This window comes from Halomonas sp. OfavH-34-E (genome assembly GCF_024124525.1).
Taxonomy (GTDB): domain Bacteria; phylum Pseudomonadota; class Gammaproteobacteria; order Pseudomonadales; family Halomonadaceae; genus Halomonas; species Halomonas litopenaei.
In genome coordinates this window covers 131,144-154,172 of sequence record NZ_JAMXRY010000002.1, presented here as the reverse complement: position 1 = coordinate 154,172, position 23,029 = coordinate 131,144, and the positions used below count along the sequence as shown (strand labels likewise).

Genomic DNA, 23,029 nt, shown 5'->3' with positions numbered 1-23,029 from the left:
CTTTTCGACTGGACTATTATCATCCAGACCGACGTGTGTTGAGTTTCCATCCAAGCAGCACCAGTAAGGCGGCCAACACCCAGGTCGGCCAGCTACCGGTACGTGTGAACGGTGTGTTCCCCACCATGGGCAGCGCCTCGCCGCGGAGGCTCGTCGCCAAGAACTGTGGTGCGCGGGCCGTGACACGGCCCTGAGTATCGACGATGGCGGTCACCCCGTTGCTGGTGGCGCGGATCAGATAGCGGCCGTTCTCCAGGGCGCGCAGGCGGGCCATCTGCAGATGCTGCAGGGGGCCGATGGAGCGTCCGAACCAGGTGTCGTTGGAGACCGTCAGCAGCAGCTCGGCGTCGCGCGCCTGCTCGGCCACCCGGTCGGCATAGATGATCTCGTAGCAGATGGCGTTACCGATGGTGGTTCCGGCGGCGCGCAGCGGTTCCTGATCGTCGGTGCCAGGCGTCATGGTGGGCATGGGCAGGTCGAAGAAGGCGATGGTGCCGGCGAGCAGGCTCTCCAACGGCAGGTACTCGCCGAAGGGCACCAGGCGCGCCTTACGGTACTTTCCCTCGGCGTTACCCAGGCCGATCACGCCGTTGTAGTAGTCGCCGCCGTCGCGCTGCAGGATGCCGGTGAGCAAGGCGGTGTCGGGGGCGAGGTTGGACTGCACCCGCTCCAGTATTGGCCGGGCCTCCTCCTCGAGCATCGGCAGGGCCGCCTCGGGCCAGACAACCAGGTCGAAGTCGTTGGACTGTGCAAGGGTCAACGCCGTATAGATACTGGCCGCCTCGCGCTGCCCCTCGGGAGTCCACTTGATCGCCTGATCCAGGTTGCCCTGCAGCAGGGCGACCCGCAGCGGCTCGCCGGCCGGGAAGGTCCACTGGGTCGGCAAGGCCATCGGGGCTAGCCAGAGAACAGCGATGGGCGCCGCGGCCCACCAGCGTCGTCTCAGCAGTTCCACGCCCAGGGTGCCGGTCAGGGCGGTGATCAGCGACAGCAGATAGACCCCGCCCACCGGGGCCCAGGCCGCCAGCGGCGAGTCTACCTGGGACGTGCCCAGCAGCAGCCAGGGAAACCCGGTAAACAGCCAGGTGCGCAGCCACTCGCTGAGTACCCAGATGCCGGCGAAGCTGAGGAAGGCCAGGCGTGGGCCCGTGACGCGGCGATAGAGCCAGAAGGGGACGGCGAAGAACAGCGCCAGGCTGGCCACGAACAGGCCGGTGAGGAAGAGCGCCAGGGGCGCCCCCGTATAGCCGTAGTCGTGGATCGCGACGAAGACCCAGGAGGCACCGGAGCCGAACAGGCCCACCCCATAGCACCAGCCGCGGAGGCCGGCCTGAGCGGGTGTCAGGACATGGATGCCGGAATAGACCAGTGCCACCGCCACCGGGCCCAGCCACCACAGCGCAAAGGGCGCGGCGCTGAGAGTGGTCAGTCCCCCGGCGGTCAGGGCCAGGAAACAGCCGAGGGCCGGAGAGATCCGGCCGGCAAGCGTCATGTACCGGACTGGCAGGTTCTCTGCATCCATGCCGTTACTCAGACGCTCTGGGGGAGGGACGCTCACGTAAGGCCGCAATCGCAAAGGCGATGACACCCAGGAACAGGGCGATATCCGCCAGGTTGAAGGCGGGCCAGTGCCACTCATGCCAGTAGACGTCCAGGTAGTCTACGACATACCCTCGTACCAGGCGGTCGATGCCATTGCCCAGCGCGCCACCCAGCATCAAGCTGTACCCCAGCGCCTCCAGACGGGGCCTGGGCCTGCACAGCAGGATCGTCAGGACAATAGTCACCATCCCTGTCACGCCCAAGAAGAGATAGCGCTGCCAGCCGCCTGCATCGGCGAGGAAGCTGAAGGCCGCTCCCGTGTTCCACCAGTGGCCCCAATTGAAGAACGGGGCTAGCGGGATGGTCTGGCCATACGGCATCAGCGCCTGCACCAGCCCCTTGATGGCCTGGTCGGCCAGGCCGACCATAACGGCCAATGCCAACCAGTACCAGCGGCGCGGCACTGTCGGTATCCGCTCTGTCCTCATGACGTGGCTTCCTGGTAGCGCGGGCTTGCCGAGCCAGTCGTGGCATTATTGCCTGGCGAGAAGCGATAGCCCAGCAGCCGCATGGCGTTCAGGGTCACCAGCACGGTGGCGCCGGTATCCGCCATCACCGCGATCCACATGCCGGTGATGCCCAGCGCCGTGGTCACCAGGAAGATGGCCTTCAGGCCCAGCGCCAGGGCGACGTTGGTCTTGACGTTGCGCAGCGTGGCCCGGGACAGGGCGATCAGCTCGGCGATGCCGCCGACGCGGTTCTTGAGCAGCGCCGCATCCGCGGTTTCCAGTGCCACATCCGTGCCGCCGCCCATGGCGATGCCCACCTCTGCCGCGGCCAGCGCCGGCGCATCGTTGATACCGTCGCCCACCTTGCCGACTGGGCCTCGGCCGGCGGCCTGCCAGTCACGAACGCGCTGGGCCTTTTCCTCGGGCATCAGCTCGCCATGTGCCTCGATGCCCAGGCTGTCACCGATGGCCGCGACGGTACGCGCATTGTCACCGCTGAGCATCACCGCCTGCACGCCCAGGCGCGACAGCGCCGTCAGCCCCTCCCGGGCATCGTCGCGTGGTTCATCGCGCACGGCGATCAGGCCCAGCGGGCGCTCGCCTTCGACCAGCACGGCGAGAGTCTTGCCGGCGTGTTCCAGCTCGGCGATCCGAGCGGTCAGATCGTGATCGAGGGCGGCCTGCTCTGCCAGGTGGCGGGGGGTGATCAGGCTCAACTCACGCCCCTCGACCCGACCGGAGACCCCTCGGCCCGACAGGGCGCGGCTCTCACTCGCCAGTGGAAGGGAAAGGCCCAACTGCTCAGCGTGGGCGAGGATGGCCGTGGCGATGGGGTGGCTGGAGTCACGTTCCATCCCAGCCGCCAGCCTCAGGATCTCTTGCGTGCCCTGGCCAGTGGCCCAGTCCTCCACGTCGGTGACCTTGGGGGTGCCGGCGGTGAGGGTGCCGGTCTTGTCCAGCGCCACCGTCCGCAGCTTACCCAGCTGTTCGAGCACCGCGCCGCCCTTGATCAGCAGGCCCCGCCGGGCGCCCGCCGAGAGGCCGGCAGCGATCGCCGCGGGGGTTGAGATCACCAGAGCACAGGGACAGGCGATCAACAGCAGGGCCAGGGCGCGATAGATCGATTCCGACCAGGCCATGGTCGAGACCAGCGGCGGCACCACCGCCATCAGCAGGGCGAGCCCCACCACCGCCGGCATGTAGTAGCGAGCGAAGCGGTCGATGAAACGTGCCACCGGCGCCTTGGCGGCCTGGGCCTCCTCCACCAGGCGGATGACCCGTGCGATGGTGTTGTCCTCGGCGCCGCGGGTTACCTCCACCTCCAGGGCGGCATCGAGGTTGACCGTGCCGGCAAAGACGTCGTCCCCCGGCGCCCGCGTGCGGGGCACCGACTCCCCGTTGATCGGTGACTCATCCAGGTCGGATTCGCCGGTCAGAATACGTCCATCGCAGGGCACGCGGTCGCCCGGTCGCACCAGGACTCGCTGCCCAGGCGTGAGCGAGGCGGCCGAGACCTCACGGGTATCCCCATCCTCCATCAGCCTCGCCGTGGACGGCGTCAGGTCCGCCAGGGCCGAGATGCTGCGTCGCGCCCTCGACGCGGCCACCCCCTCCAGCAACTCGCCTACGGCGAACAGGAAGACCACCACCGCCGCTTCGGCGGCGGCATTGATGGCCAGGGCCCCCAAGGCGGCGATGCTCATCAGCATCTCGATGGTGAAGGGGTTGCGCATCTTCAGCGCACCCCAGGCGCCTTGTGCAATGGGCACCAACCCCACCAGGGTGGCCGCGACGAAGGGCCAGTTGCCTAGGCTAGGCCAGACCAGGCGGAGAACGAAGGCCAGAGCCAGCAGCCCCCCCGTGACGAGCACCAAGCGTCCCTTGGCGCTCTGCCACCAAGAGGCCGGAGCGGCATCCGCCTCATCTCCCTCATCATCGGTGGCAAGCTGGTAGCCGAGCTCGTTAAGGATCCGCTCGATCGCCTCATGAGAAGGCGTCGTATCCTGTTGAGGGTGAATCCTCACCGATCCGGTGACCGAACTGGCCGACACCTCCCCGATGCCCTCCAGGCGGCCCAGAGCGGCCTCTACCTTGCGCTCGCAGCCGCCGCAGTCCATGCCTTCCACCTGCAGTGTCAGCGTCGACGGGATGGTGCCTTGCGTTGGTTCGGTCATGGCGCTGCCTCTCCGAATGTCTTAATCTTGTCCGGAAGCATAATCCCTGTAGCAACTACAGGTTCAAGTCATGCAAGAGGAGCATCAGGATGCCGGAGATTAGCCATGCCATCGGTATCGGGGAGTTGGCTCGCCGTACCGGCTGCCAGCCTGAAACGGTGCGTTACTATGAGCGCATCGAGCTGCTTGAAAACACCTTACGGACTGAAGGGGGTCAGCGTCGCTACGACGAGCGCGCCGTCAGACGGCTGACCTTCATTCGCCATGCCCGGGACTTCGGCTTCTCGGTGGATGCGGTACGTGAGCTACTGGCGATGTCCGACCAGCCCGACATGTCCTGTCAGGAGGTCGATGCCGTTGCCAAGCATCACCTGGAGGAAGTGGAGTCACGTCTGCAGCGGCTCTCGGCACTGCGTGACGAGCTCAGGCGGATGGTGAGCCAGTGTGATGGGGGGAAAGTCGAAAGCTGCCGGATCATCGAGGTGCTGAGTGATCACCAGCTGTGTATCAGTGAGACAGCCCACAAAGGCGCTCACGACTTTGGGTAACCTCCTGCGCGTCCCAGCGTGCCCTAGTTGAGACATTCAGGAGCAGCATGATCACCATGCTCCATTGAGACTCCCAGGGTCGCCTTGTTCTGGTGACCGCTGCGATGGTCTCGGGAGTGATCTCATGGCCAATGACATACACCATCACGCCGGCGGTGAGGCTGCCTAAAAACCCAGCGTGACTGTCGAGATACCTTCCATAACCCCTTCCCGGGTGAAGCGATTGCCGCTGAGGCGGTAGGGTCTCATGACGATAGGCAGATCGTGCCCACCGAGGCGGGTTGCATCGCAAGCCCGCCTGGTGGCTTATCGATTGTCCAATGCGGCCAGATCGGGAGCAGCGGACGTTCCAATGTTTTTTTGCAGACGTGTCCGAGCCTCGAAAAGTGCGCTGCGATACTCCTGGCGTGTGGGTGACTCACTCAGAAGGATGAGTTGCCCTTCCTCGAGAGGATCCACGGGGCGGTCATCCACTCTCACCTCGTAGTGCAGGTTGGGCCCCGTGGCGAGTCCGGAGGCCCCTACCTCACCCAGTTTTTCGCCGGCCTTGATGGAGTCCCCGACCGCCAGCCTGGCGACGAACCGGCTGAGGTGCGTATAGCGACTGATGGTGCCCGTCTCGTGCTCTATCTCGACGACACGACCATAACCTCCCCGGCGACCGATGAAGGAAATGCGCCCCCGTGCGGTGGCCATGACCGGGGTGCCGCGAGGCGCGGCAAGATCGATACCGTCATGACGTCGGACCTCTCCGGATACGGGATGGCGCCGGTTGCCGAAGGGAGATGTCAGGCGTGCGCCGAGAACCGGAATCTGCAAGGAGTCCAAGAGGCTACCATTTTTAAATAGCATCACGGTGGTTCTCTGGTCCGCCGGCCACAGCACCTCCAGCCGCTCCCCCTGGTCAACCAACCTCATATAGGTCAGACGGGGAGGCCCGACTCGAGTGCCATCCTCACGGCGATCTTCTTCCCACAGTAATTGCAGGCGCTCGCCCCCCGCGATATCACGGCGTGTGTCCATGAGTCCGCCCAGCAGCATGTCAAGCTCTGCTGCGAAACGCCTGGGTATCTCCTCAGCCTCCAAGGCGGCATAGAGTGACGTCTTGACATCTACTTCACGACCCAAGGTCAGGGTGTCGAGGCGAGGCTGGACAATGCGCGTCGACGGACGCTCACCCAGGGTGACGACGTACTGAATACCCGAGTCACGCTCGATGGCCACCGACACCGGCTGTCCCGTCGCCATAGAGGTGAAAGTGATACGATCTCCGGGCAGCAATCGTCTCGGGTCGAACCTGTTCGCCAGCGAGGTCGCCGCTTGGGTGCGCATCTCGGCATCCACGCCAAGCTGCTGCAGCAGTGCGTCCAGGGTATCCCCTGGTGCCACAGTGAGCTCTTGGGCGACGCGACCTTGTGCCCTGGCCGATACCGGCTTGGCCGGTGATAATCCGGCACGCTCTTGCCAACGGGCTTCAGCCAACACGGGGCTCAGGACCATCAGTCCCGCTAGCAACCAGCGTCGTGTCATGATGCATCCCCTTCGCCGGAGACCTCGGCTACCTCACGGTTAACGGCGTCGACCAGCTCCTGCATGCCGAAGGGGTCCAACAGCTCGCCATTGACGAAGAAGGTCGGCGTCTTGCTGATCTGGTTGGCCTCGACGTCAGCCTTGTCCTGGTCGAAGACCGCCTGTACCTCTGGTGAATTGAGCTGCTCTTCGGCTGTGGCTCTGTTCAGTCCGGCCTCGCTGGCGATCTCCATGATCGCTTCCTCATCGACACTGCCATGAGCCGCCCACTGGCTCTGCCGAGCCAGCAGCGCCTCCAGCACCGGTTGGAAGGCATCCTGGCGCCTGGCCACTTCGAGCACGCGAATGGCGGTTTCGGATACGTCTCCGTGGAAGGGGGTGTAGCGCACCACCAGCCGCACCTTCTCGGGGTAGGCTTCCAGGATGCGTTTGGTCAGCGGATAGAAGGCACGGCAGGCCTCACAGGCCGGGTCGAAGAACTCCACGACCGTCACCGGTGCCTCTTCCGATCCTAGGACCGGCGAGTGCGCGCGCACCAGCGAATTCTCGGCCTGTGCACCCTCTCGGCTCGCCGTCTCGGCGCCCATGCCCAACAACGAGGGCCTCGACACGATCACGATGATGGCCGTCAGCATCAACGCTCCGGCCAGGATAAACGTCGCCTTTTTGTACATTTTTCTCTCAATTTCAAAGAGTTAGGTTTAAAAAAGCTCAGGATACTGCTGAGTGGAGCTCAGCCGCTGTTGGGTGCCTAAGTCGGCGAATAGTGGCGTGTTATCCATGCCCATAAAGGTTGGCATCCTGATGTGCATAATCAATATGCTCGAATTCCAAGCTGGAGTGGCCAATGCCAAAGCGCGCTTTCAGCTGAGCTTTGATATCCGCCTTGATCGCCTCGAGCTGCTGCCAGCCGGCTTCCGTCGTCACCACGTGGCAGTCAAGCGCGGCGGTATTCTCCTGCATTTGCCATAGGTGAACATGATGCACATCCTCAACCCCTTCGACGCTGCGCAGGAGATCAATGACGGATTGACCATCGACATCGGGTGGCGAGCCCAGCATCAGTGTCCGGATAGGGGTACCTATCTCCGTAAAGGCAAGATAGAGAATATAGAGTGCAATACCGATCGTAATCGCGGGGTCTACCCAACGCATGTCATACAGCAGAATCAGTGAGCCCCCGATGATCACGGCGATGGACGCAAAGGCATCAGACAGGTTGTGCAGGAAGAGGGCGCGGATATTGACGCTATGTTTTTGCATCGACCAGGTGAGCAAGGCCGTTAGCGCATCGACAAGAAGAGCGACAATGCCAATGATAACGACTATCCAGCCCTGAATCTCTGGCGGGTTGATCATGCGCATGAAGCCTTCGTAAATTAGATAAATGCCAACGATAATGAGGGTGGTGTAGTTGATCAGCGCTGCGACAACCTCGATTCGGCCATAGCCAAACGTCATCTGTGAGTCGGGCGGTCGTCTCGCGATCTTGCGGGCAGCAAACGCAATGACAAGCGCAGCCATGTCGGAAAAATTGTGCAGCGCATCCGCGATCAGCGAGAGGCTTCCCGCCAGAATGCCCCCAACGATCTGGGCAAGGGTCAATATCCCGTTGGCCCAGATGGCGATACTCACCCGACGGTCACCAGAGGTGGGGGCAAGATGGGGATGATCGTGATGATGTCCCATGCGTCATCCTTGTGGTGTCACCTGATGACCCAGCAGTATAAAACCTATAGCAACTCAAGCTTCAAGCCCGAACTCTGTTGAAGGCCGAGCCGGGGTTAGGAGTACGGAACTTTGCATAGTGGGCACTGTACCAAGTTTGCTACCATGTTCCATGCTCCCGGAAGGAGCCCATTGTGATACCCAAGCCTTACTCGCACGCCTGGCTGATGAGCTTAGCTTTACTACTGATGGTGGCAACGCCAGCCCTCGCCGAGCCACAGCTGCCGGACTTCACGGAACTGGTCGACGAGGCCGCGCCGGCCGTGGTCAACATCTCCACCTCCCGCAAGGTCGAGAGGTCCATGACGTCCTCACGGCAATTTGGGGGGCAGGAGGTGCCGGAGATCTTCCGTGACTTCTTCGACGACCGCTTCCCGATGCCACCTGGCGGTGCGCCCAATCGCAATGAAGAGCCGCGTCGGTCACTGGGGTCGGGCTTCATCTTCGATCAAGACGGCTACATCATGACCAACGCGCACGTGGTCAAGGAGGCCGACAAGATTCTGGTGCGCCTCAACGACCGTCGCGAACTCTCGGCCGAGCTGGTGGGGGCCGACGAGAAGACCGATGTGGCGGTCCTCAAGGTCGAGGCGGATAACCTACCCACCCTGCAACTGGGCAACTCCGACAACCTCCAGGTCGGCCAGTGGGTCGCCGCCATAGGCTCACCCTTCGGCTTCGACCACTCGGTGACGTCCGGGATCATCAGTGCCATCAACCGCACCCTGCCCCAAGACGTCTACGTTCCCTTCATCCAGACCGATGTGGCGATCAACCCGGGCAACTCGGGCGGACCACTGTTTAACCTCGACGGTGAGGTCGTGGGCATTAATTCCCAGATCCTGACCCGTAGTGGAGGCTACATGGGCCTCTCCTTCGCCATTCCCATTGATGTGGCACTGGATGTGGCCAACCAGCTCCGTGAAGAGGGGTACGTGAGCCGCGGCTGGCTGGGCGTCAGCATCCAGCCGGTATCCAAGGACCTGGCGGAGTCCTTCGGCATGGAGCAGGCCGAGGGTGCCTTGATTGCCCAGGTCGAGCCCGGCAGCCCTGGGACAGAAGGCGGCCTCAAGGCCGGTGATGTCATCCTTGAGGTGAACGGCCAGGAAGTGGACCACTCCACCACGCTGCCGCGCCTGATCGGTGAGACGGCCCCCGGCGAAGACGTTGATCTCTCCGTGTTGCGCGATGGTCAGCAGGAGACCATCACGGTGGAAGTTGGCGAGTGGCCGGATGCCGGCCCCGGTCAATCCGATGGCGACCCGGTTCGACTGGGCATCGCGGTTCAGCCGTTGAACGACATGGAGAAGCGTCGGCTTGGCATCGATCACGGGGTGCGCATCGTCAAGGTGGCCCCCGCCGGACATGCCGCTGCCGTCGGCATTCGCCCCGGCGATGTGCTGGTCAGACTGGGCCAGCAGCCGGTAGAGAGTCCGGAACAGCTGAAGGAGATGCTGACCCGCCTGCCAGATGATCAAGCGGTGCCTGTTCTGCTCAACCGCGAAGGCCGCACCTACTTCGTGGCCCTGCGAGTGGGCAATGGTGACTAACCGCGACTGAGTAGCGTTCAATACATCAGCACAGCGGCGCCCTGGCGAACAGGATCGCTGGGGCGTTTCTTCAGACTCTCGTACATTCTAGGCTCTGTCCGAAAAGTCGGCGAGCGAAGGTTAGACAAGGCAAAAATCAGTGAGACAGCGCAGTTTACGGGGTGTGAATGAGCATGTTGATCCGATTTTTAACGCCGTATTACCGAGCGTAGGCACTTTTCAGACAAGCCCTAATGCACGGCTGGGGAGGGTATCCGGATTTAATGGTTGATGCGTCAACCTACTGTTGGTGCATGCTTCCCTCGCTAATTCCAGCAAGAACCCCACACGCCTCAACTTCCCGGCCATCGTTGCAACTCGCTCTCAGTGAAACGAGTTGTTTCTCAAGCGCCTGTAGAGCGGTTATCTGCGAGCGCACGTGAGAGATGTGATCATCGAGCAAAGCGTTCACGGCGGCACAAGGTTGGTGAGGGTCGTCCTGATACCTCTGTAGCTCGTGAATCTCTGCTAGCGACAGGTCCAGGATTCTGCAGCGACAAATGAAAGCCAGCCGCTCACCATGTTCCTCGGTATAGACACGGTAACCGTTCTCCTGCCGTTCAGGCGACGGTAACAGGCCCTGTCGTTCATAGAAGCGGATCGTCTGTGTATCGACCCCTACCAACTCTGCCAACTGACCAATACGCACCAAGCTCCTCCTCAACGGATTCTCTCCGCTCTGTTGACCTTATAGTGACTATATGGTTTTAAATGATAGCCCGATAATATTCAAGTGGAGTCGTATCATGAGCAAAACCTGTGGAGCCCCCTGTGACGGCGATGCGACGCCCATAGCGGATACCGATATGCGTCGCTCCTCCGAAGCATCGGGGAAATGGGTCAGCGTTTATGCCGTGCCGAAGATGGACTGTCCATCGGAAGAGCGAATGATTCGCCTTGCCCTGAACGGCTTTGAGGAGATTCGGGTGCTGTCCTTCGACTTGTCGAACCGCCGATTAGAGGTCGTGCATGACGGCGAGGTCGAGCCCATCACCGCAAAACTGACAACCTTGGGGCTAGGAGCCTCGCTTCAGGAAACGGCCGCTGCCGATCCTGAGTCGATCAAGGCGGTCGGTGACACGTCGGCCTCTGCCGCGCAGGAGTCCGGCACCCTGCGTTGGTTGCTCGGTATCAATGCGGTCCTGTTCGTGGTGGAAATGACGGCCGGCCTGATCGCGCACTCCACCGGCCTGATTGGAGAATCCCTGGACAATTTTGCCGATGCGGCCGTGTACGGGCTCGCCCTGTATGCGGTTGGGCATAGCGTAAAAATGCAGGTGCGTGCCGCGCATCTTGCAGGTGTGCTCCAACTGATTCTGGCGGTTGGCGTACTCGCAGAGGTGGTCAGGCGCTTTGTATTCGGTAGCGAGCCTGAATCGCTGATGATGATGGCGATTGCATTCGTCGCATTGATTGCCAATACCAGTTGTCTGCTGCTGATATCCAAACATCGAGAGGGCGGGGCGCACATGAAGGCAAGCTGGATATTCTCGGCCAATGACGTGGTGATCAACCTGGGGGTCATCACCGCCGGCGCCTTGGTCGCGTGGACCGGAACCAATTATCCGGATCTGATTATCGGCACCATCGCGGGGGTCATTGTGCTCAACGGTGCCAGGCGCATTCTGGCGCTCAAGGGTTAAATAATGTCTATTAATAGCTATTCAGTGGCCTGCTGAGCCAGTTCACCTAGCAAAGTCACCTCAAGCACGACGCCAGTGTTGCGAAGACACTCTGGAGCCTGGTGGCCTCCCTCGCCACGGGCAATGGCGCGCGTCCGATCTGGACGCCTTTCGTCAGGATCCGGTCACGGCGAAGCAGCTGGGCATCGAGACCGTGCCGGCGAGAGGCCGCCTCGGCAAATACCTGGTACGCATGGGGACGGTCCACCTCGACGCGCTCCAGAGCATCGCTCGCTACTGGGCAAGGCACTTGGCGCCGCCGATCCTGGACTATCAGGTCAAGACCCTGAGCTATGTGCCAGTGTTCGTGGATGGCACCGCCATCGAAGTGGATGGCCAGTTGTTCGGGGAATCGCCTCATTACACGCGAGCTTGATCAGCGGGGAACAGCCCCCCCCCAGAAATTGAAGCCAGCGAACCTCGGGACCTTCGAAAGATAGCCCGTCTCCATCCGCTGGATACCGAAGCCTGCGTGCCCGATAAGCTCGGGTATGTCGCGGTTGAGATGGCAGCCCCCCGCCACTCTGCGCCACAGGGGATTGATACGGCGCTGCCACTGGCGTACGGCTTCGTCGGGCGCCGTGCCGTGTTCGCAGAACAGCAGTTGGCCACCCGGCTTGAGCACGCGACGCATCTGCTCCAACGCCCGGTGCCAGTCCGGAATCGTGCACAGGGTGTAGGTGAGCACCACGGTATCGACACTGTTGTCGTCGAGAGGGACCTCCTCGCCCGGCAGGTCCAGCCAGCGCACCTCGAACTGTGCGCTGGCGACGTTGTGGCGGGCCTTGCGTCGCATGCCTTCGGAAGGCTCGAGCCCCCAGACCAGCTCGACCCGGTCCGGATCGTAGTGGGGAATATTGAGCCCGGACCCCATACCCACCTCCAGAACACGGCCCCGGGCTTGCGGCACCACGGCCGCCCGCTGACGATCGACCACCGTGTTGCCACACGCCAGGTGGAGGAAATGCGGCAGAACACGATTCTCGTAGAAGGACATCTGTATCGTCATCCCGTGTGGTTGCCAGGTGATCGAAATACGGTGTGATCGAAACCAGACCGGTTCGTTATGCCACCACCTTGAAGTAGCGCATCATACCGGCATCCTCATGCTCCATGGTGTGGCAGTGGTACATGTAGAACCCCTCGAAGTCCTTGAAGGTCAGAGCGATGCGCACCCGTTCCTCCGGGAACACCAGCACCGTGTCATGCAATCCCGCGTCGATGATCCCATCGTGCAGGTCCGTCTTGCCGCCCGCCGATATCCGCTCCTGAACCAGGAATTGCAGTCCATGAACGTGCATGGGGTGCGGCATCATGGTGTTGTTGACGAACTCCCAGATCTCCGTCTGCGCCAGCCGGACGATCTCGTCATCTGCCACCGTCGCGCCCTCCATCTGCCGGCCGTTGATCGTGAACCCCTGCATCATGCGCATGCCCAGCTCGAAGCGGCGTACTGGCGTATCGGCCTGAACCGGGGAGGCCGGCAGGTCTTGGGCCAAGCGTTCCGGCAGGGTTTCCGCATCGTTCGCCCGTGCGACGACGGCGAAGGTAACTAGCGAGAGCCGCTCGCTTCCCATCATGTCGCGCATCATGCCTCGATCCATCATCTCGCCCATTCGATCACCCATCATCCCTCGATCCATCATGCCGCCCATTCGATCGCCCATCATGCCCCGGTCCATCATGTCGCCCATTCGCTCGCCCATCATGCCGAGTTGGTACTCCTCGCTCACCAGCTGTACGGACTCTCCCGGCTCGGTGTCGCCAAAATCGACCCACAGATCGATCCGTTGGGCCGGCGCCAGTGTGACCGAGCGGCGCCGCTCGGGCTTGGCGAGCAGGCCACCGTCGGTGCCGATGACGGTCACCGCCCGGCCATCGCTCCAGGCCAGCTTGTAGATGCGCGAGTTGGAGCCGTTGAGCAGGCGCAATCGATATGGCTGCGTGGACACTTCGCGTCGCGCGTCCGGGTGGCCGTTCACCAGTACCCGCTCCCCGCGAAAGCCCTGCATGCGGGTCATCATCGCCCCCATGCCACCATCGTCGATGTACTGAAGCTCATTGCCATTGCTAAAGGTGCGATCCTGCAGGATGAGGACCAGTTCCCGCTCTCCGTCGGGGAGCTCCAAGGCACGCTCGGCGTCGTCGTTGATGATCAGTGGACCGGCAAGGCCGGCGTAACTCTGAAAGCCAACCCGGCCACCATCGGGGCCGTGAGGATGGGGGTGGTACCAGTACAGACCGGCACGATCCACGACATCGAAGGCGACCGCCATGCTCGTCGCTGGCGCGATCGGCAGGCGCGGTTGACCATCCACGTCCGGTGGTACGTGCAGACCATGCCAATGCACGGTGGTGTCTTCGGGGAGATCGTTGTCGATGCGTACCCGCAAGCGCTGACCACGACGCAGGCGAATCAATGGCCCCGTATAACTCTCACCCACGGGCGTCAGGGTATCTTCAGGCCCGACGATTCGCTCGGCCGTGTAGCGCCAGACGTCGCTCGGCGCACCGGGCAGGATAGCCACCTTGTCGGGACGGGCTCGCACACGCAGGTCGACGTCGAAGGGCCCCTCCATGGCCGTTGACGCGGACGCCGCCCGCAGAGCGGGGCGATATCTCCCGGTCCATACCCCGGCCCCCACCAGGGTCGACAACGCCGCCACACCGCCGATGCGGCGCAATACGCTACGTCGCTGCAGGTCGACATAAGCCATGATGCTCCCCCTCCTCTATGGTTGTCGGCGGCCCCGGCTCATAGCTTGGCGGCGCGTAGCCGCAGTGCGTTGGCGATGACCGAGACCGAGCTCAGGCTCATCGCGGCGGCGGCGTAGATGGGACTGAGCAGCCAGCCGGTGAACGGAAACAGCGCCCCGGCGGCCAGAGGCACCCCCAGGCTGTTGTAGACGAAGGCGAAAAACAGGTTCTGGCGGATATTGCGCATCACCCAGCGACTGAGATGGCGGGAGCGAACAATGCCGGAGAGATCCCCTCTCACCAGAGTCACCCCCGCGCTCTGGATGGCGACATCGGTCCCCGTGCCCATGGCGACCACGCGCCCGGCCTCGCGATGCTCGCGCACGATACGCCCTTTATCTTCCGGCAGTACGTCCGCTTCAATTTAGTCGATACCAAGTTGGCGCGCCACGGCTTCGGCGGTGGTACGGTTGTCGCCGGTGAGCATAACCAGGCGCAGGCCATCCTCTTTGAGCGTCCGGATCGCCTGTGCGGTGGTTTCCTTGATCGGGTCCGCGACACCGATGAGTCCCATGACCTGATCATCGGCCACCAGGAACATCACGGTTTGCCCTTCGGCTTGCAGCGTCTCGGCACGCTGCGTCCATTCCCGCGCCTCCACACCACGTGTTTCGAGCAGCCGGGCATTGCCAAGCGCAAGCTCGCGTCCTTCGACCCGACCGGTGACCCCCATGCCGGTCACCGCCTCGAAATCGCTGGCATCGCTCAGCTCGACATGATGCTCTTGCGCAGCACTGACAATGGCCTCGGCCAACGGATGTTCGCTGCCTCGCTCGAGGCTGCCGGCAAGTTGCAGCAACTGCGCTTCATCACTGCCGGAAACGGGCTTGAGGGATACGACCCGGGGTTTACCCTCTGTGAGGGTGCCGGTCTTGTCGACGACCAGGGTGTCGACTTTCTCGAAACGTTCCAGTGCCTCGGCATTCTTGATCAACACGCCCGCCCGGGCCCCGCGACCGACCCCAACCTGGATCGACATCGGCGTCGCCAAGCCGAGCGCACAGGGACACGCGATGATCAGCACCGATACCGCGGCGATCACCGCGTAGGCCATCGCCGGCGGTGGCCCCCAGATCCCTCAGGCAATAAATGCCAGGATCGCCACGATAACCACCGCGGGGACGAAATAGCCGGCGACCACATCGGCAAGCCGCTGAACGGGCGGCTGCGAACGCTGCGCTTCGGCCACCATTTCCGCGATCTGCGAAAGCACCGTGTCCTCGCCGACCTTGTCGGCGCGCATGACGAAGCTGCCCTGACCACTCACGGTGCCGCCGATGACCGTGTCGCCCTCGCGCTTCTCGACGGGAAGGGACTCCCCGGTCACCATCGACTCGTCCAGCGTGCTGTGGCCTTCGAGCACCTCGCCATCGACCGGCACCTTGTCACCGGGGCGTACCCGTAGACGGTCACCGGTACACAGCTCGTCGAGCGAGACCTCCTCGTCATTGCCCTCGGCATCGATGCGTCGTGCGGTCGGCGGCGCGAGATCGAGGATCGCGCGCAGCGCACTGCCGGTCTTCTCGCGGGCGCGGGCCTCGATCACTTGACCGAGCAGGATCAGCACGACGATCACCGCCGCCGCCTCGAAATACACGCCGACCGAGCCATCGGCGTCACGGAAAGTGGCCGGGAATATCCCAGGGGCGAGCGTGGCGACGACACTGTAGCCATAGGCCGCCCCCACACCGAGGGCGATCAGCGTGAACATGCTGAGGTTGCGTGTGACGAGGGACTTCCAACCACGCAGGAAGAATGGCCATCCGGCCCATAGCACCACGGGCGTGGCAAAGATCAGTTCGATCCAGTGACCACTGCCGGCGGGCAGCACCTCATCCACCCAAGGGCCGATACCGGGCAGCACGCTGCCCATGGCGACGAACAACACCGGCAGCGTCAGCAGGCCGCCCACCCAGAAGCGTCGGAACATCTCGAGAAACTCGAAGCTGCGTTCCTCTCCGGAAACGCGGGTGAGCTCGAGTGCCATGCCACACTTGGGGCAGTCGCCGGGCTCATCCTGCCGCACCTCCGGATGCATGGGGCAGGTATACTGGACCCTCGACGACGGTTGCGGCTTGACGGGTTCCAGCGCCATGCCGCACTTGGGACACTCCCCCGGCTCCTCGCTCTCTACGCCAGAACACATGGGGCAGAAATAATTGGCCTTGCCACTGGGCTTCGACGCAGCCGCCGAGGTGGCGGCAAGCACGGCGCCTGGATCCTCGCGAAAGTGCTCGGCGCACTGCTTGCTACAGAAATAGTAACGCTCACCGCGATGCTCGACGCTCTCCGTCGAGGCGGGATCGACGCTCATGCCACAAACGGGGTCTTTTTCCATGAAGAACCCTCCATTGTACAAAAGGTTTCTGTTGCGTGGTCGGTGGCGTTTCTCCTCGCTGATATGAACAGGTTACACCTTGCCACCGCCGCCGACCCGACTATCCCAGTGTCGCCAGCGAGGGAAACCAGTCGACCATGATGCTGGAAAGCCGCGTCATGGTGCCCGAGACGATGGCGATGCCCATCAGGATAACGATCGTGCCGGCGACTGGGCGAGCATAGGCGCTCCACCTACCCAGACTTTGCCGATGCAGGGCGAATCGATTGATCAGCAGGGTGCTGGCGAGAAAAGGCAGCGCCAGGCCCGCCGAGTAGGCGCTGAGATAGAGCATGCCGGCCTGGGCACTGGCGGCGCTGGAGGTGGCCATCAGGATGGCGCCCAGGATGGGGCCGATACAGGGCGTCCAGCCGATGGCGAAGGAGATCCCGAACACCGTCGCCGACAGCGGGGAGCCACCCTGGACGTTCGGTGTGAACTGAAGGGTGCGCTGGAACAGCGGCAACCGGAACACACCGGTCATGAACAGGCCCAGCACGATCACCGCCGAGCCGGCGACCCAGTTGAATTCCTGGCGATACCCCCGCATCAGCTGGCCGATACCACTGGCGCCGAGTCCCAACAGGATGAACACGACGCTGAAGCCGAAGACGAAGAAGGCACTGAGGATCAATGCCTCCAGGCGTCTATCGGCCTTGCCGGCACTCCCGCCCGTGACCACCGACAGGTAGGCCGGCAACAGCGGCAAGGTGCAGGGCGAGAAGAAGGAAACCAACCCGCCGGCGAAGGCGCCAATCAGACCGATAGAAGAGAGAGATTCCAAGGCGTTACGCTTCCTGGGGGGGGCAAGGTGCTGGGCGCGAAGCAGCCTGGGGCCGGCCGCCTACTTCGGACATGGTTAGGCAGAGAATTCTAAGGGTTGCGCCTACCTCAAAGTCATCCATGAGTTAATGCCTTTTGATATAACGTAAAAGAATAGACTCCTTTCCTCGAAAGCCCTTGACCTTAAAGTTGACTTAAAGGTTATCGTGCGTAGTGCATCATCCGACACTTACCATAGATAAGGATAGTGAGATGACCCTACAGCTAGGGGAGATAGCTCCCGATTTCACGATCGAATCCACCGAAGGCACGCTTGGCTTTCATCAGTGGCTGGGCAAGGACTGGGCCGTACTGTTCTCGCACCCCGCCGATTATACGCCAGTCTGTACCACGGAACTTGGCGCGTTTGCCAGGCGAAAGGACGAGTTCGCCGCGCGTGGCGTCAAGCTGGTGGGAGTATCGGTCGACCCCCTCGCTTCTCACCACGACTGGGCGAAGGATATCGAGCAGACCCAGGGCGCGGCCCTGAACTATCCCCTACTGGCGGACGAAGACCAGGTGGTGGCGACGCTGTATGGAATGATCCACCCGAAAGCCGACCCCAAGGTGACGGTGCGTACCGTCTTCATTATCGATTCCGACAAGAAAATTCGCCTGACCTTGACCTATCCGCCCAGCACCGGGCGCAACGTCGACGAAATCCTGCGGGTCATCGACTCGCTTCAGCTAACCGACAAGCACAAGGTTGCAACGCCCGTCGACTGGCAAACCGGTGACGATGTCATCATCTTGCCATCGCTCACGGATGACGACGCCAGACAACACTTCCCCGACGGCTGGGATGCCAAGACACCCTATCTGCGGGTCGTGCGCCAACCGGACTAGTCGAAGTCACGACTCGTGACTCAGGCTGCCCGGCCCAGTCGGGCGGCTAGAAGCTCCGATTCACAGTACGAGAGGTGAAGCCATGCAAACCCTCAGTATCGGTGAGCTTGCCGAACGTAGTGGGATCGCCAGTCAGGCGATCCGATATTACGAGAAAGAGAAGCTCATGCCCGCCCCCCCACGGACGGAAGCCAACTATCGGCGTTATCCCCTGGATGCCGTGGCCCGGTTGCAATTCATCGTCCATGCCAAGCAGTGGGGCTTTACGCTCGACGAGATCCGTGAGCTGTTGATCCTCCAGGATGCCAACGGCGACCGGGCACAGGCCAAGCGCATCGCCGGCGAGAAGCTGCACAAGATTCGCGAGCAGATCAAGCATCTCTCGCAAATCGAGGCTGTGCTGTCCAAAACGCTTGAAGAATGTACAGGCGAAGGACCGATGCAGGAAGGCTGCCCCATCGTCGACGCCATCGCCGATAGGGACGAATGAGCGGCCTCGTCGCTTCTGGCAGTGTAACGCAGGAGTCCCGAAGCGCGCACGCTGGGCTGATGAAGAACCAAGTTGGGGGAGACCGCAATGGCGGAAAACGTCGATATCGAGATTCGGGGCATGTCCTGTGCGTCCTGCGTCGGACGGGTTGAGCGGGCCCTCGGCCAGCAGCCGGGCGTGATTAACGCTCAGGTGAACCTGGCCACACAGAAGGCGGCGATCCAGATAGAGGGAGGCTCCACGACGGCCAGCCTGCTCGACGCTATCGTAACGGCGGGCTATCAGCCGGTGGTGGAGAGCCTCGAGATTCCCGTCGCCGGCATGAGCTGCGGATCCTGCGTCTCGCGGATAGAACGAGCGCTCGGCAAGCTGCCCGGCATGGTGGAGGTGAGTGTCAATCTCGCCACCCAGAAGGCCTTCGTCCGTTTCCTGCCGGGGACCGTATCGCTGGCACGCATTCAGCATGCCATCCGCGAGGCGGGCTATGAACCGCAGGAAACCGAGTCGCAGCAGCAGGCGGACGACGAGGATCGCGAGGGACGACAGCTTCTCCACCGGGTCATTCTCGCGGCAGTGCTCACCATCCCGGTGGTCATCATCGCCATGGGAAAAGTGATTCCCGACTTTGATGCGCTCTTGGCGAGTCTGATGCCGCATCGCGGCTGGATGGGCGTCGAGTGGCTGCTGACCACGCCCGTGCAGTTCTATGCCGGGGCGCGCTTCTATCGCGGTGGTTATGCCGAACTTCGACATCTCAACCCGGGCATGAACAGTCTGGTCATGATCGGCTCGAGCGCCGCCTACTTCTATTCGGTCGCCGCTCTGCTGGTACCCGGCTTTTTCCCGGCTGATACCGCCGTGAGCTACTTCGAGGCGGCGGCGGTGATCGTGACGCTGATCCTGTTGGGACGCTACTTCGAGCACATCGCCAAAGGCCGTACCTCCGAGGCGATCAAGAAGCTCCTGCAGTTGCAGGCGAAAACCGCCCGCGTCATCCGCGATGGCGAAGCGGTCGAGGTGCCGATCGAGGCCGTCGTGCCCGGCGATCGCATCCTGGCCCGCCCGGGCGAGCGTATCCCGGTGGATGGCATCGTTGAAGAAGGCCATTCCTTCGTCGACGAGTCGATGATCAGTGGCGAACCGGTACCGGTTGCCAAGCAGCAGGATGCCGAAGTCGTCGGCGGCACCATCAACAAGAACGGCGCGCTTACCTTCCGCGCCACTCGGGTCGGTGCCGACACCGTGCTGTCACAGATCGTCAAGATGGTGGAAGCGGCACAGGCCGAGAAACCCCCGATCCAGCAGTTGGCCGACAAGATCGCCGGTGTCTTCGTGCCCGTGGTCATCGCCATCGCCCTGATCACCTTCGGGGTGTGGTTCGCCGTCGGGCCGGCCCCGGCGCTGTCCTTCGCCTTCGTCACCACGGTGAGTGTGCTGCTGATCGCCTGCCCCTGCGCGATGGGCCTGGCCACCCCGACTGCGATCATGGTCAGTAGCGGCAAGGGGGCCGAGATGGGGGTGCTGTTTCGCAAGGGCGCGGCGCTCGAGACGCTGGCCAAGATGGATACCGTCGTGCTGGACAAGACCGGCACCCTGACTCAGGGTCGCCCCGAGCTGACCGACTTCGAAGTGATCGAGGGGCACGAGAATGAGGTGCTGCGACTGGTCGCGGCAGTGGAAGCCCAGAGCGAGCACCCCATCGCCGATGCCATCGTGCGCGGCGCCCAGGCGCGTGGACTCGAGCTGCCGGCCGTCAGCCATTTCAGCGCCGAGCCGGGCTACGGCATCGAAGCCGACGTCGCCGGTCACCGGCTTTACGTAGGGGCCGATCGCTACATGAACCGGCTCGGGATTGGGCTCGGCAAGGCGGAAGAGCGCGCCAAGGCGCTTGCCGAGGATGCCAAGAGCCCCCTCTATGCCGCGGTGGACGGCCGACTCGCCGCGGTCATCGCGGTGGCCGATCCGCTCAAGGAGGGCTCGGCCGAAGCCATTTCAGCACTCAAGGCGCTGGGGCTGGAAGTGGCGATGCTCACCGGCGACAACCGCGCCACCGCCGACGCCATCGCCCGACAGGTCGGCATTCAGCGCGTACTCGCCGAGGTGCTGCCTGACCAGAAGGCAGACGAGATCAAGCGACTACAGGCCGAGGGCGGTAAGGTCGCCTTCGTGGGCGACGGGATCAACGATGCGCCGGCGTTGGCGCAGGCAGACGTGGGCATCGCCATCGGTACCGGGACGGATATCGCCATCGAGGCCGGTGATATCGTGCTGATGCGTGGCGACCTGCGGGGCATCGTCAATGCCGTGGCACTCTCCAAGCGCACCCACCGGACCATCATCGGGAATTTCGTCTGGGCCTATGGCTACAACGTGGCGCTGATCCCCGTGGCGGCGGGCGTGCTCTATCCGTTCATCGGCGTATTGCTCAGCCCCATGCTGGCGGCAGCCGCCATGAGCGTCTCCAGCGTCTTCGTGTTGACCAACTCGTTGCGGCTACGCCGCTTCACGCCGGATATCGATGACGCTTCGCCGGTGACGAGCGGTGAACCCCAGGCGGTTCGGGCCCACCAAGTCTGAGTAGCAAAATTTAATAGGAGACCAAGATGATGGGAAGCGAAGCATGCACGTGGGGGATGGCGGGGATGGGGCTCATTTCCATCCTGCTGATTATTGCGTTGGTGCTTGGCGTCGCCGCGCTCGCCAAGTATCTGTTCTTCGGAAAGAAGCGTGATAGCTGACAACCAATCGCTACGACAGGTTCGATTCCCCGGGTTGATCAGAGAGCGATGAAGAGGCCGTTCATGAAGAAAATCATCTACTCCACTTATTGCCTTGCTGTTGTAGGGCTGTTCGGTCTCATTACGCTCCCCGCTCTGGCGGAGGAAACGGGGGGCGATTCTCTTGACGGCCACCAGGCCATTAGTACAGCCGATACGGGAGCCCCCCTACCCGCATCGATTACGGCATTATTGGATCAAGGACTCAAATTCCACGGAACCTTTAATGCCCCGGGAGATATACAAGGTTATGCCTTGTCCTATGATAATGAGCCCGTGGCGGCTTATATTCCCTCCACTTCCGACCACGCCATCATCGGTACCTTAATTGATCCTCAGGGCAACGCTGTAATGGAAAACCAACTTCAAGCTCTGGTGCTGGAACCGATGCTGGAAGCTACCTGGAGCGCGTTCGAGGACACTCGCTTTATTCCGGAAGGACCTGATAGTGCGTCACATATCGTGTATACGCTGACCGACCCCAATTGTCCCTACTGCAATGCGCTGTGGAAGAGCTCACGGTCTCTAATCGATCAAGGTGAGCTTCAGCTTCGTCATGTGCTGGTCGGCGTTCTGTCAGAGGACAGTCTCCGCAAGGCGGCCGCGATCCTTGAGTCGAATGACCCAACCAAAGCCCTCGAAACCCATGAATTGAACTTCCGCAATGGCGGCATCAGTCCGGTGGTGCCGTCGGAGGAGAGTCGAGCGCTTCTTAGGCGGCATGCCCAGCTCATGCGCGAGGCCGGCGCCACGGGAACGCCGACCAGCTATTACCGCGATGAAGAAGGTAATGTGCAGCGCATCAATGGTGCGGTGTCGACCGACCGGCTTCGCGACATATTGGGTGTCGAATGACACGCCATAACGGCACAGGGGTGACATGAGATGTCATCTCACACAACTGAGATGAGTATGGCAAGCACGCTCGGTGTAAAGCACAGGCTCATATTGGGAGCTTCTGTGCTGATTGGCTTGGTGACCCTCTATTGGATCCTGATGGAGACCGGTGCCTTATCGACGCTCACCAATAAGCAGGCTCTGCGTGAGTGGGTTGGCCAGTTGGGGGGCTGGGGGCCATTGACCATTATCGCCATGATGATAGCGGCCATTGTCATGAGCCCGATACCCAGTGGGCCGATCGCCATGGTGGCCGGTGCGATCTACGGCCCTCTATGGGGGACGGCGTATGTGGTCATCGGTGCCGAGGCCGGCGCGTTGCTCGCCTTCGGCATTGCCCGCCTGCTTGGCTGCGAGGTGATCCATCGCTGGTCGCGCATACGTCCTATGTTGGATTGGCTGGGAAAGGAGCGCTCTCAGACAGGGTTGATGCTTTTCGTTTTCGCCTCGCGTTTGGTGCCATTTATTTCATTCGATGCCGTCAGCTATGCGGCGGGCCTGACACCGCTGGCCTTCTGGCGTTTCTTGATTGCCACGCTGGCCGGCGTACTTCCGACGGCGTACCTGATCGTCATGTTCGGCGAAGTCCTGATTACCGCCGACTCCCGCGGCCTCACGGTCGCGCTGATCCTGGCCAGTGGGGTCACGCTCCTGCCGCTCCTGGCGAAACTCGTTTGGACTCGGCATCGAAAGCGACGGACTAGCTCGAATTGATGGGCTGCCGAGGCCGATCGCCTCGCCCCAAGAAATCACGCGACTCA

General features: G+C 62.4%; 21 protein-coding genes and 1 pseudogene. 10 read left to right on the top strand and 12 right to left on the bottom strand.

Annotated features, from left to right (window positions below; translation table 11 throughout):
• Nucleotides 1-19 precede the first annotated feature (19 nt).
• From lnt to NH448_RS01660, 3 genes are read right to left on the bottom strand one after another with little or no spacing between them, the layout of a single operon-like run.
• Nucleotides 20-1,492: an apolipoprotein N-acyltransferase gene (gene lnt / locus NH448_RS01670; protein ID WP_108131997.1), complete on the bottom strand. Its 1,473-nt coding sequence runs from the start codon at nucleotides 1,490-1,492 to the stop codon at nucleotides 20-22.
• A gap of 34 nt (nucleotides 1,493-1,526) precedes the next feature.
• Nucleotides 1,527-2,030 carry a signal peptidase II gene (gene lspA, locus NH448_RS01665; protein ID WP_253028359.1) on the bottom strand — a complete coding sequence of 168 codons (504 nt, stop codon included), beginning with the start codon at nucleotides 2,028-2,030 and terminating at the stop codon, nucleotides 1,527-1,529.
• On the bottom strand, nucleotides 2,027-4,225 hold the full coding sequence (locus NH448_RS01660; protein ID WP_213231678.1) for a heavy metal translocating P-type ATPase: 2,199 nt from the start codon (nucleotides 4,223-4,225) through the stop codon (nucleotides 2,027-2,029). The genes lspA and NH448_RS01660 overlap by 4 nt, the downstream gene beginning before the upstream one ends.
• 89 nt (nucleotides 4,226-4,314) lie before the next feature.
• Between NH448_RS01660 and NH448_RS01655 the strand changes: the two genes are divergently transcribed.
• Entirely contained in the window at nucleotides 4,315-4,773 is a 459-nt protein-coding gene (locus NH448_RS01655) for a helix-turn-helix domain-containing protein (RefSeq protein ID WP_035470166.1), read from the top strand.
• 306 nt (nucleotides 4,774-5,079) lie between these two features.
• Here the strand turns inward: NH448_RS01655 and NH448_RS01650 are convergent, their stop codons facing one another.
• The 3 genes from NH448_RS01650 to NH448_RS01640 form a co-directional block, all read right to left on the bottom strand.
• Nucleotides 5,080-6,303: a M23 family metallopeptidase gene (locus NH448_RS01650; RefSeq protein WP_197037084.1), complete on the bottom strand. Its 1,224-nt coding sequence runs from the start codon at nucleotides 6,301-6,303 to the stop codon at nucleotides 5,080-5,082.
• Nucleotides 6,300-6,938 carry a thioredoxin domain-containing protein gene (locus NH448_RS01645; RefSeq protein WP_231498567.1) on the bottom strand — a complete coding sequence of 213 codons (639 nt, stop codon included), beginning with the start codon at nucleotides 6,936-6,938 and terminating at the stop codon, nucleotides 6,300-6,302. The genes NH448_RS01650 and NH448_RS01645 overlap by 4 nt, the downstream gene beginning before the upstream one ends.
• 139 nt (nucleotides 6,939-7,077) lie before the next feature.
• Complete coding sequence (locus NH448_RS01640) at nucleotides 7,078-7,992, bottom strand: cation diffusion facilitator family transporter (protein ID WP_035470160.1); 915 nt, start codon at nucleotides 7,990-7,992, stop codon at nucleotides 7,078-7,080.
• 206 nt (nucleotides 7,993-8,198) lie between these two features.
• Between NH448_RS01640 and NH448_RS01635 the strand changes: the two genes are divergently transcribed.
• Complete coding sequence (locus NH448_RS01635) at nucleotides 8,199-9,581, top strand: DegQ family serine endoprotease (protein ID WP_045993875.1); 1,383 nt, start codon at nucleotides 8,199-8,201, stop codon at nucleotides 9,579-9,581.
• A gap of 280 nt (nucleotides 9,582-9,861) precedes the next feature.
• Here the strand turns inward: NH448_RS01635 and cadR are convergent, their stop codons facing one another.
• Nucleotides 9,862-10,269, bottom strand: a complete 408-nt coding sequence (gene cadR, locus NH448_RS01630; protein ID WP_045991695.1) for a Cd(II)/Pb(II)-responsive transcriptional regulator — start codon at nucleotides 10,267-10,269, stop codon at nucleotides 9,862-9,864.
• Nucleotides 10,270-10,366: 97 nt separating this feature from the next.
• Here cadR and NH448_RS01625 point away from each other — a divergent pair, with 97 nt between their 5' ends.
• Entirely contained in the window at nucleotides 10,367-11,263 is an 897-nt protein-coding gene (locus NH448_RS01625; RefSeq protein ID WP_045991694.1) for a cation transporter, read from the top strand.
• 232 nt (nucleotides 11,264-11,495) lie between these two features.
• Complete coding sequence (locus tag NH448_RS01620; RefSeq protein ID WP_035470154.1) at nucleotides 11,496-11,678, top strand: hypothetical protein; 183 nt, start codon at nucleotides 11,496-11,498, stop codon at nucleotides 11,676-11,678.
• Here NH448_RS01620 and NH448_RS01615 read toward each other — a convergent pair whose 3' ends face one another.
• The 5 genes and pseudogenes from NH448_RS01615 to NH448_RS01595 form a co-directional block, all read right to left on the bottom strand.
• Nucleotides 11,679-12,299, bottom strand: coding sequence for a class I SAM-dependent methyltransferase (locus NH448_RS01615; RefSeq protein WP_035470151.1), 621 nt, complete (start codon nucleotides 12,297-12,299; stop codon nucleotides 11,679-11,681). It lies immediately after the preceding gene.
• Nucleotides 12,300-12,366: 67 nt separating this feature from the next.
• Nucleotides 12,367-14,019 (bottom strand): multicopper oxidase domain-containing protein, encoded by a 1,653-nt coding sequence (locus tag NH448_RS01610; protein ID WP_035470148.1) that lies wholly within the window; start codon nucleotides 14,017-14,019, stop codon nucleotides 12,367-12,369.
• A gap of 38 nt (nucleotides 14,020-14,057) precedes the next feature.
• Nucleotides 14,058-14,384, bottom strand: coding sequence for a hypothetical protein (locus NH448_RS01605; protein WP_239452509.1), 327 nt, complete (start codon nucleotides 14,382-14,384; stop codon nucleotides 14,058-14,060).
• 39 nt (nucleotides 14,385-14,423) lie between these two features.
• Nucleotides 14,424-16,397 (bottom strand): annotated as a pseudogene (locus NH448_RS01600) (heavy metal translocating P-type ATPase).
• A gap of 100 nt (nucleotides 16,398-16,497) precedes the next feature.
• The gene (locus NH448_RS01595) at nucleotides 16,498-17,220 is read right to left on the bottom strand and encodes a cytochrome c biogenesis CcdA family protein (protein ID WP_045991691.1); all 723 of its coding nucleotides are present in this window, start codon (nucleotides 17,218-17,220) and stop codon (nucleotides 16,498-16,500) included.
• Nucleotides 17,221-17,471: 251 nt separating this feature from the next.
• Here NH448_RS01595 and NH448_RS01590 point away from each other — a divergent pair, with 251 nt between their 5' ends.
• The 6 genes from NH448_RS01590 to NH448_RS01570 all read left to right on the top strand — a co-directional run bounded on the left by NH448_RS01590 (nucleotide 17,472) and on the right by NH448_RS01570 (nucleotide 22,982).
• Nucleotides 17,472-18,104 (top strand): peroxiredoxin, encoded by a 633-nt coding sequence (locus NH448_RS01590; protein WP_045991690.1) that lies wholly within the window; start codon nucleotides 17,472-17,474, stop codon nucleotides 18,102-18,104.
• Between the two features lie 82 nt (nucleotides 18,105-18,186).
• The gene (locus tag NH448_RS01585) at nucleotides 18,187-18,594 is read left to right on the top strand and encodes a heavy metal-responsive transcriptional regulator (protein ID WP_045991689.1); all 408 of its coding nucleotides are present in this window, start codon (nucleotides 18,187-18,189) and stop codon (nucleotides 18,592-18,594) included.
• 87 nt (nucleotides 18,595-18,681) lie between these two features.
• Nucleotides 18,682-21,171: a heavy metal translocating P-type ATPase gene (locus NH448_RS01580; protein WP_213229526.1), complete on the top strand. Its 2,490-nt coding sequence runs from the start codon at nucleotides 18,682-18,684 to the stop codon at nucleotides 21,169-21,171.
• 26 nt (nucleotides 21,172-21,197) lie between these two features.
• Nucleotides 21,198-21,332 (top strand): hypothetical protein, encoded by a 135-nt coding sequence (locus NH448_RS23495; RefSeq protein ID WP_023005305.1) that lies wholly within the window; start codon nucleotides 21,198-21,200, stop codon nucleotides 21,330-21,332.
• A 63-nt stretch (nucleotides 21,333-21,395) separates the two neighbouring features.
• Nucleotides 21,396-22,226, top strand: a complete 831-nt coding sequence (dsbG, locus tag NH448_RS01575; RefSeq protein WP_052704265.1) for a thiol:disulfide interchange protein DsbG — start codon at nucleotides 21,396-21,398, stop codon at nucleotides 22,224-22,226.
• A 57-nt stretch (nucleotides 22,227-22,283) separates the two neighbouring features.
• The gene (locus tag NH448_RS01570) at nucleotides 22,284-22,982 is read left to right on the top strand and encodes a TVP38/TMEM64 family protein (RefSeq protein WP_045991687.1); all 699 of its coding nucleotides are present in this window, start codon (nucleotides 22,284-22,286) and stop codon (nucleotides 22,980-22,982) included.
• Nucleotides 22,983-23,029: the final 47 nt, after the last annotated feature.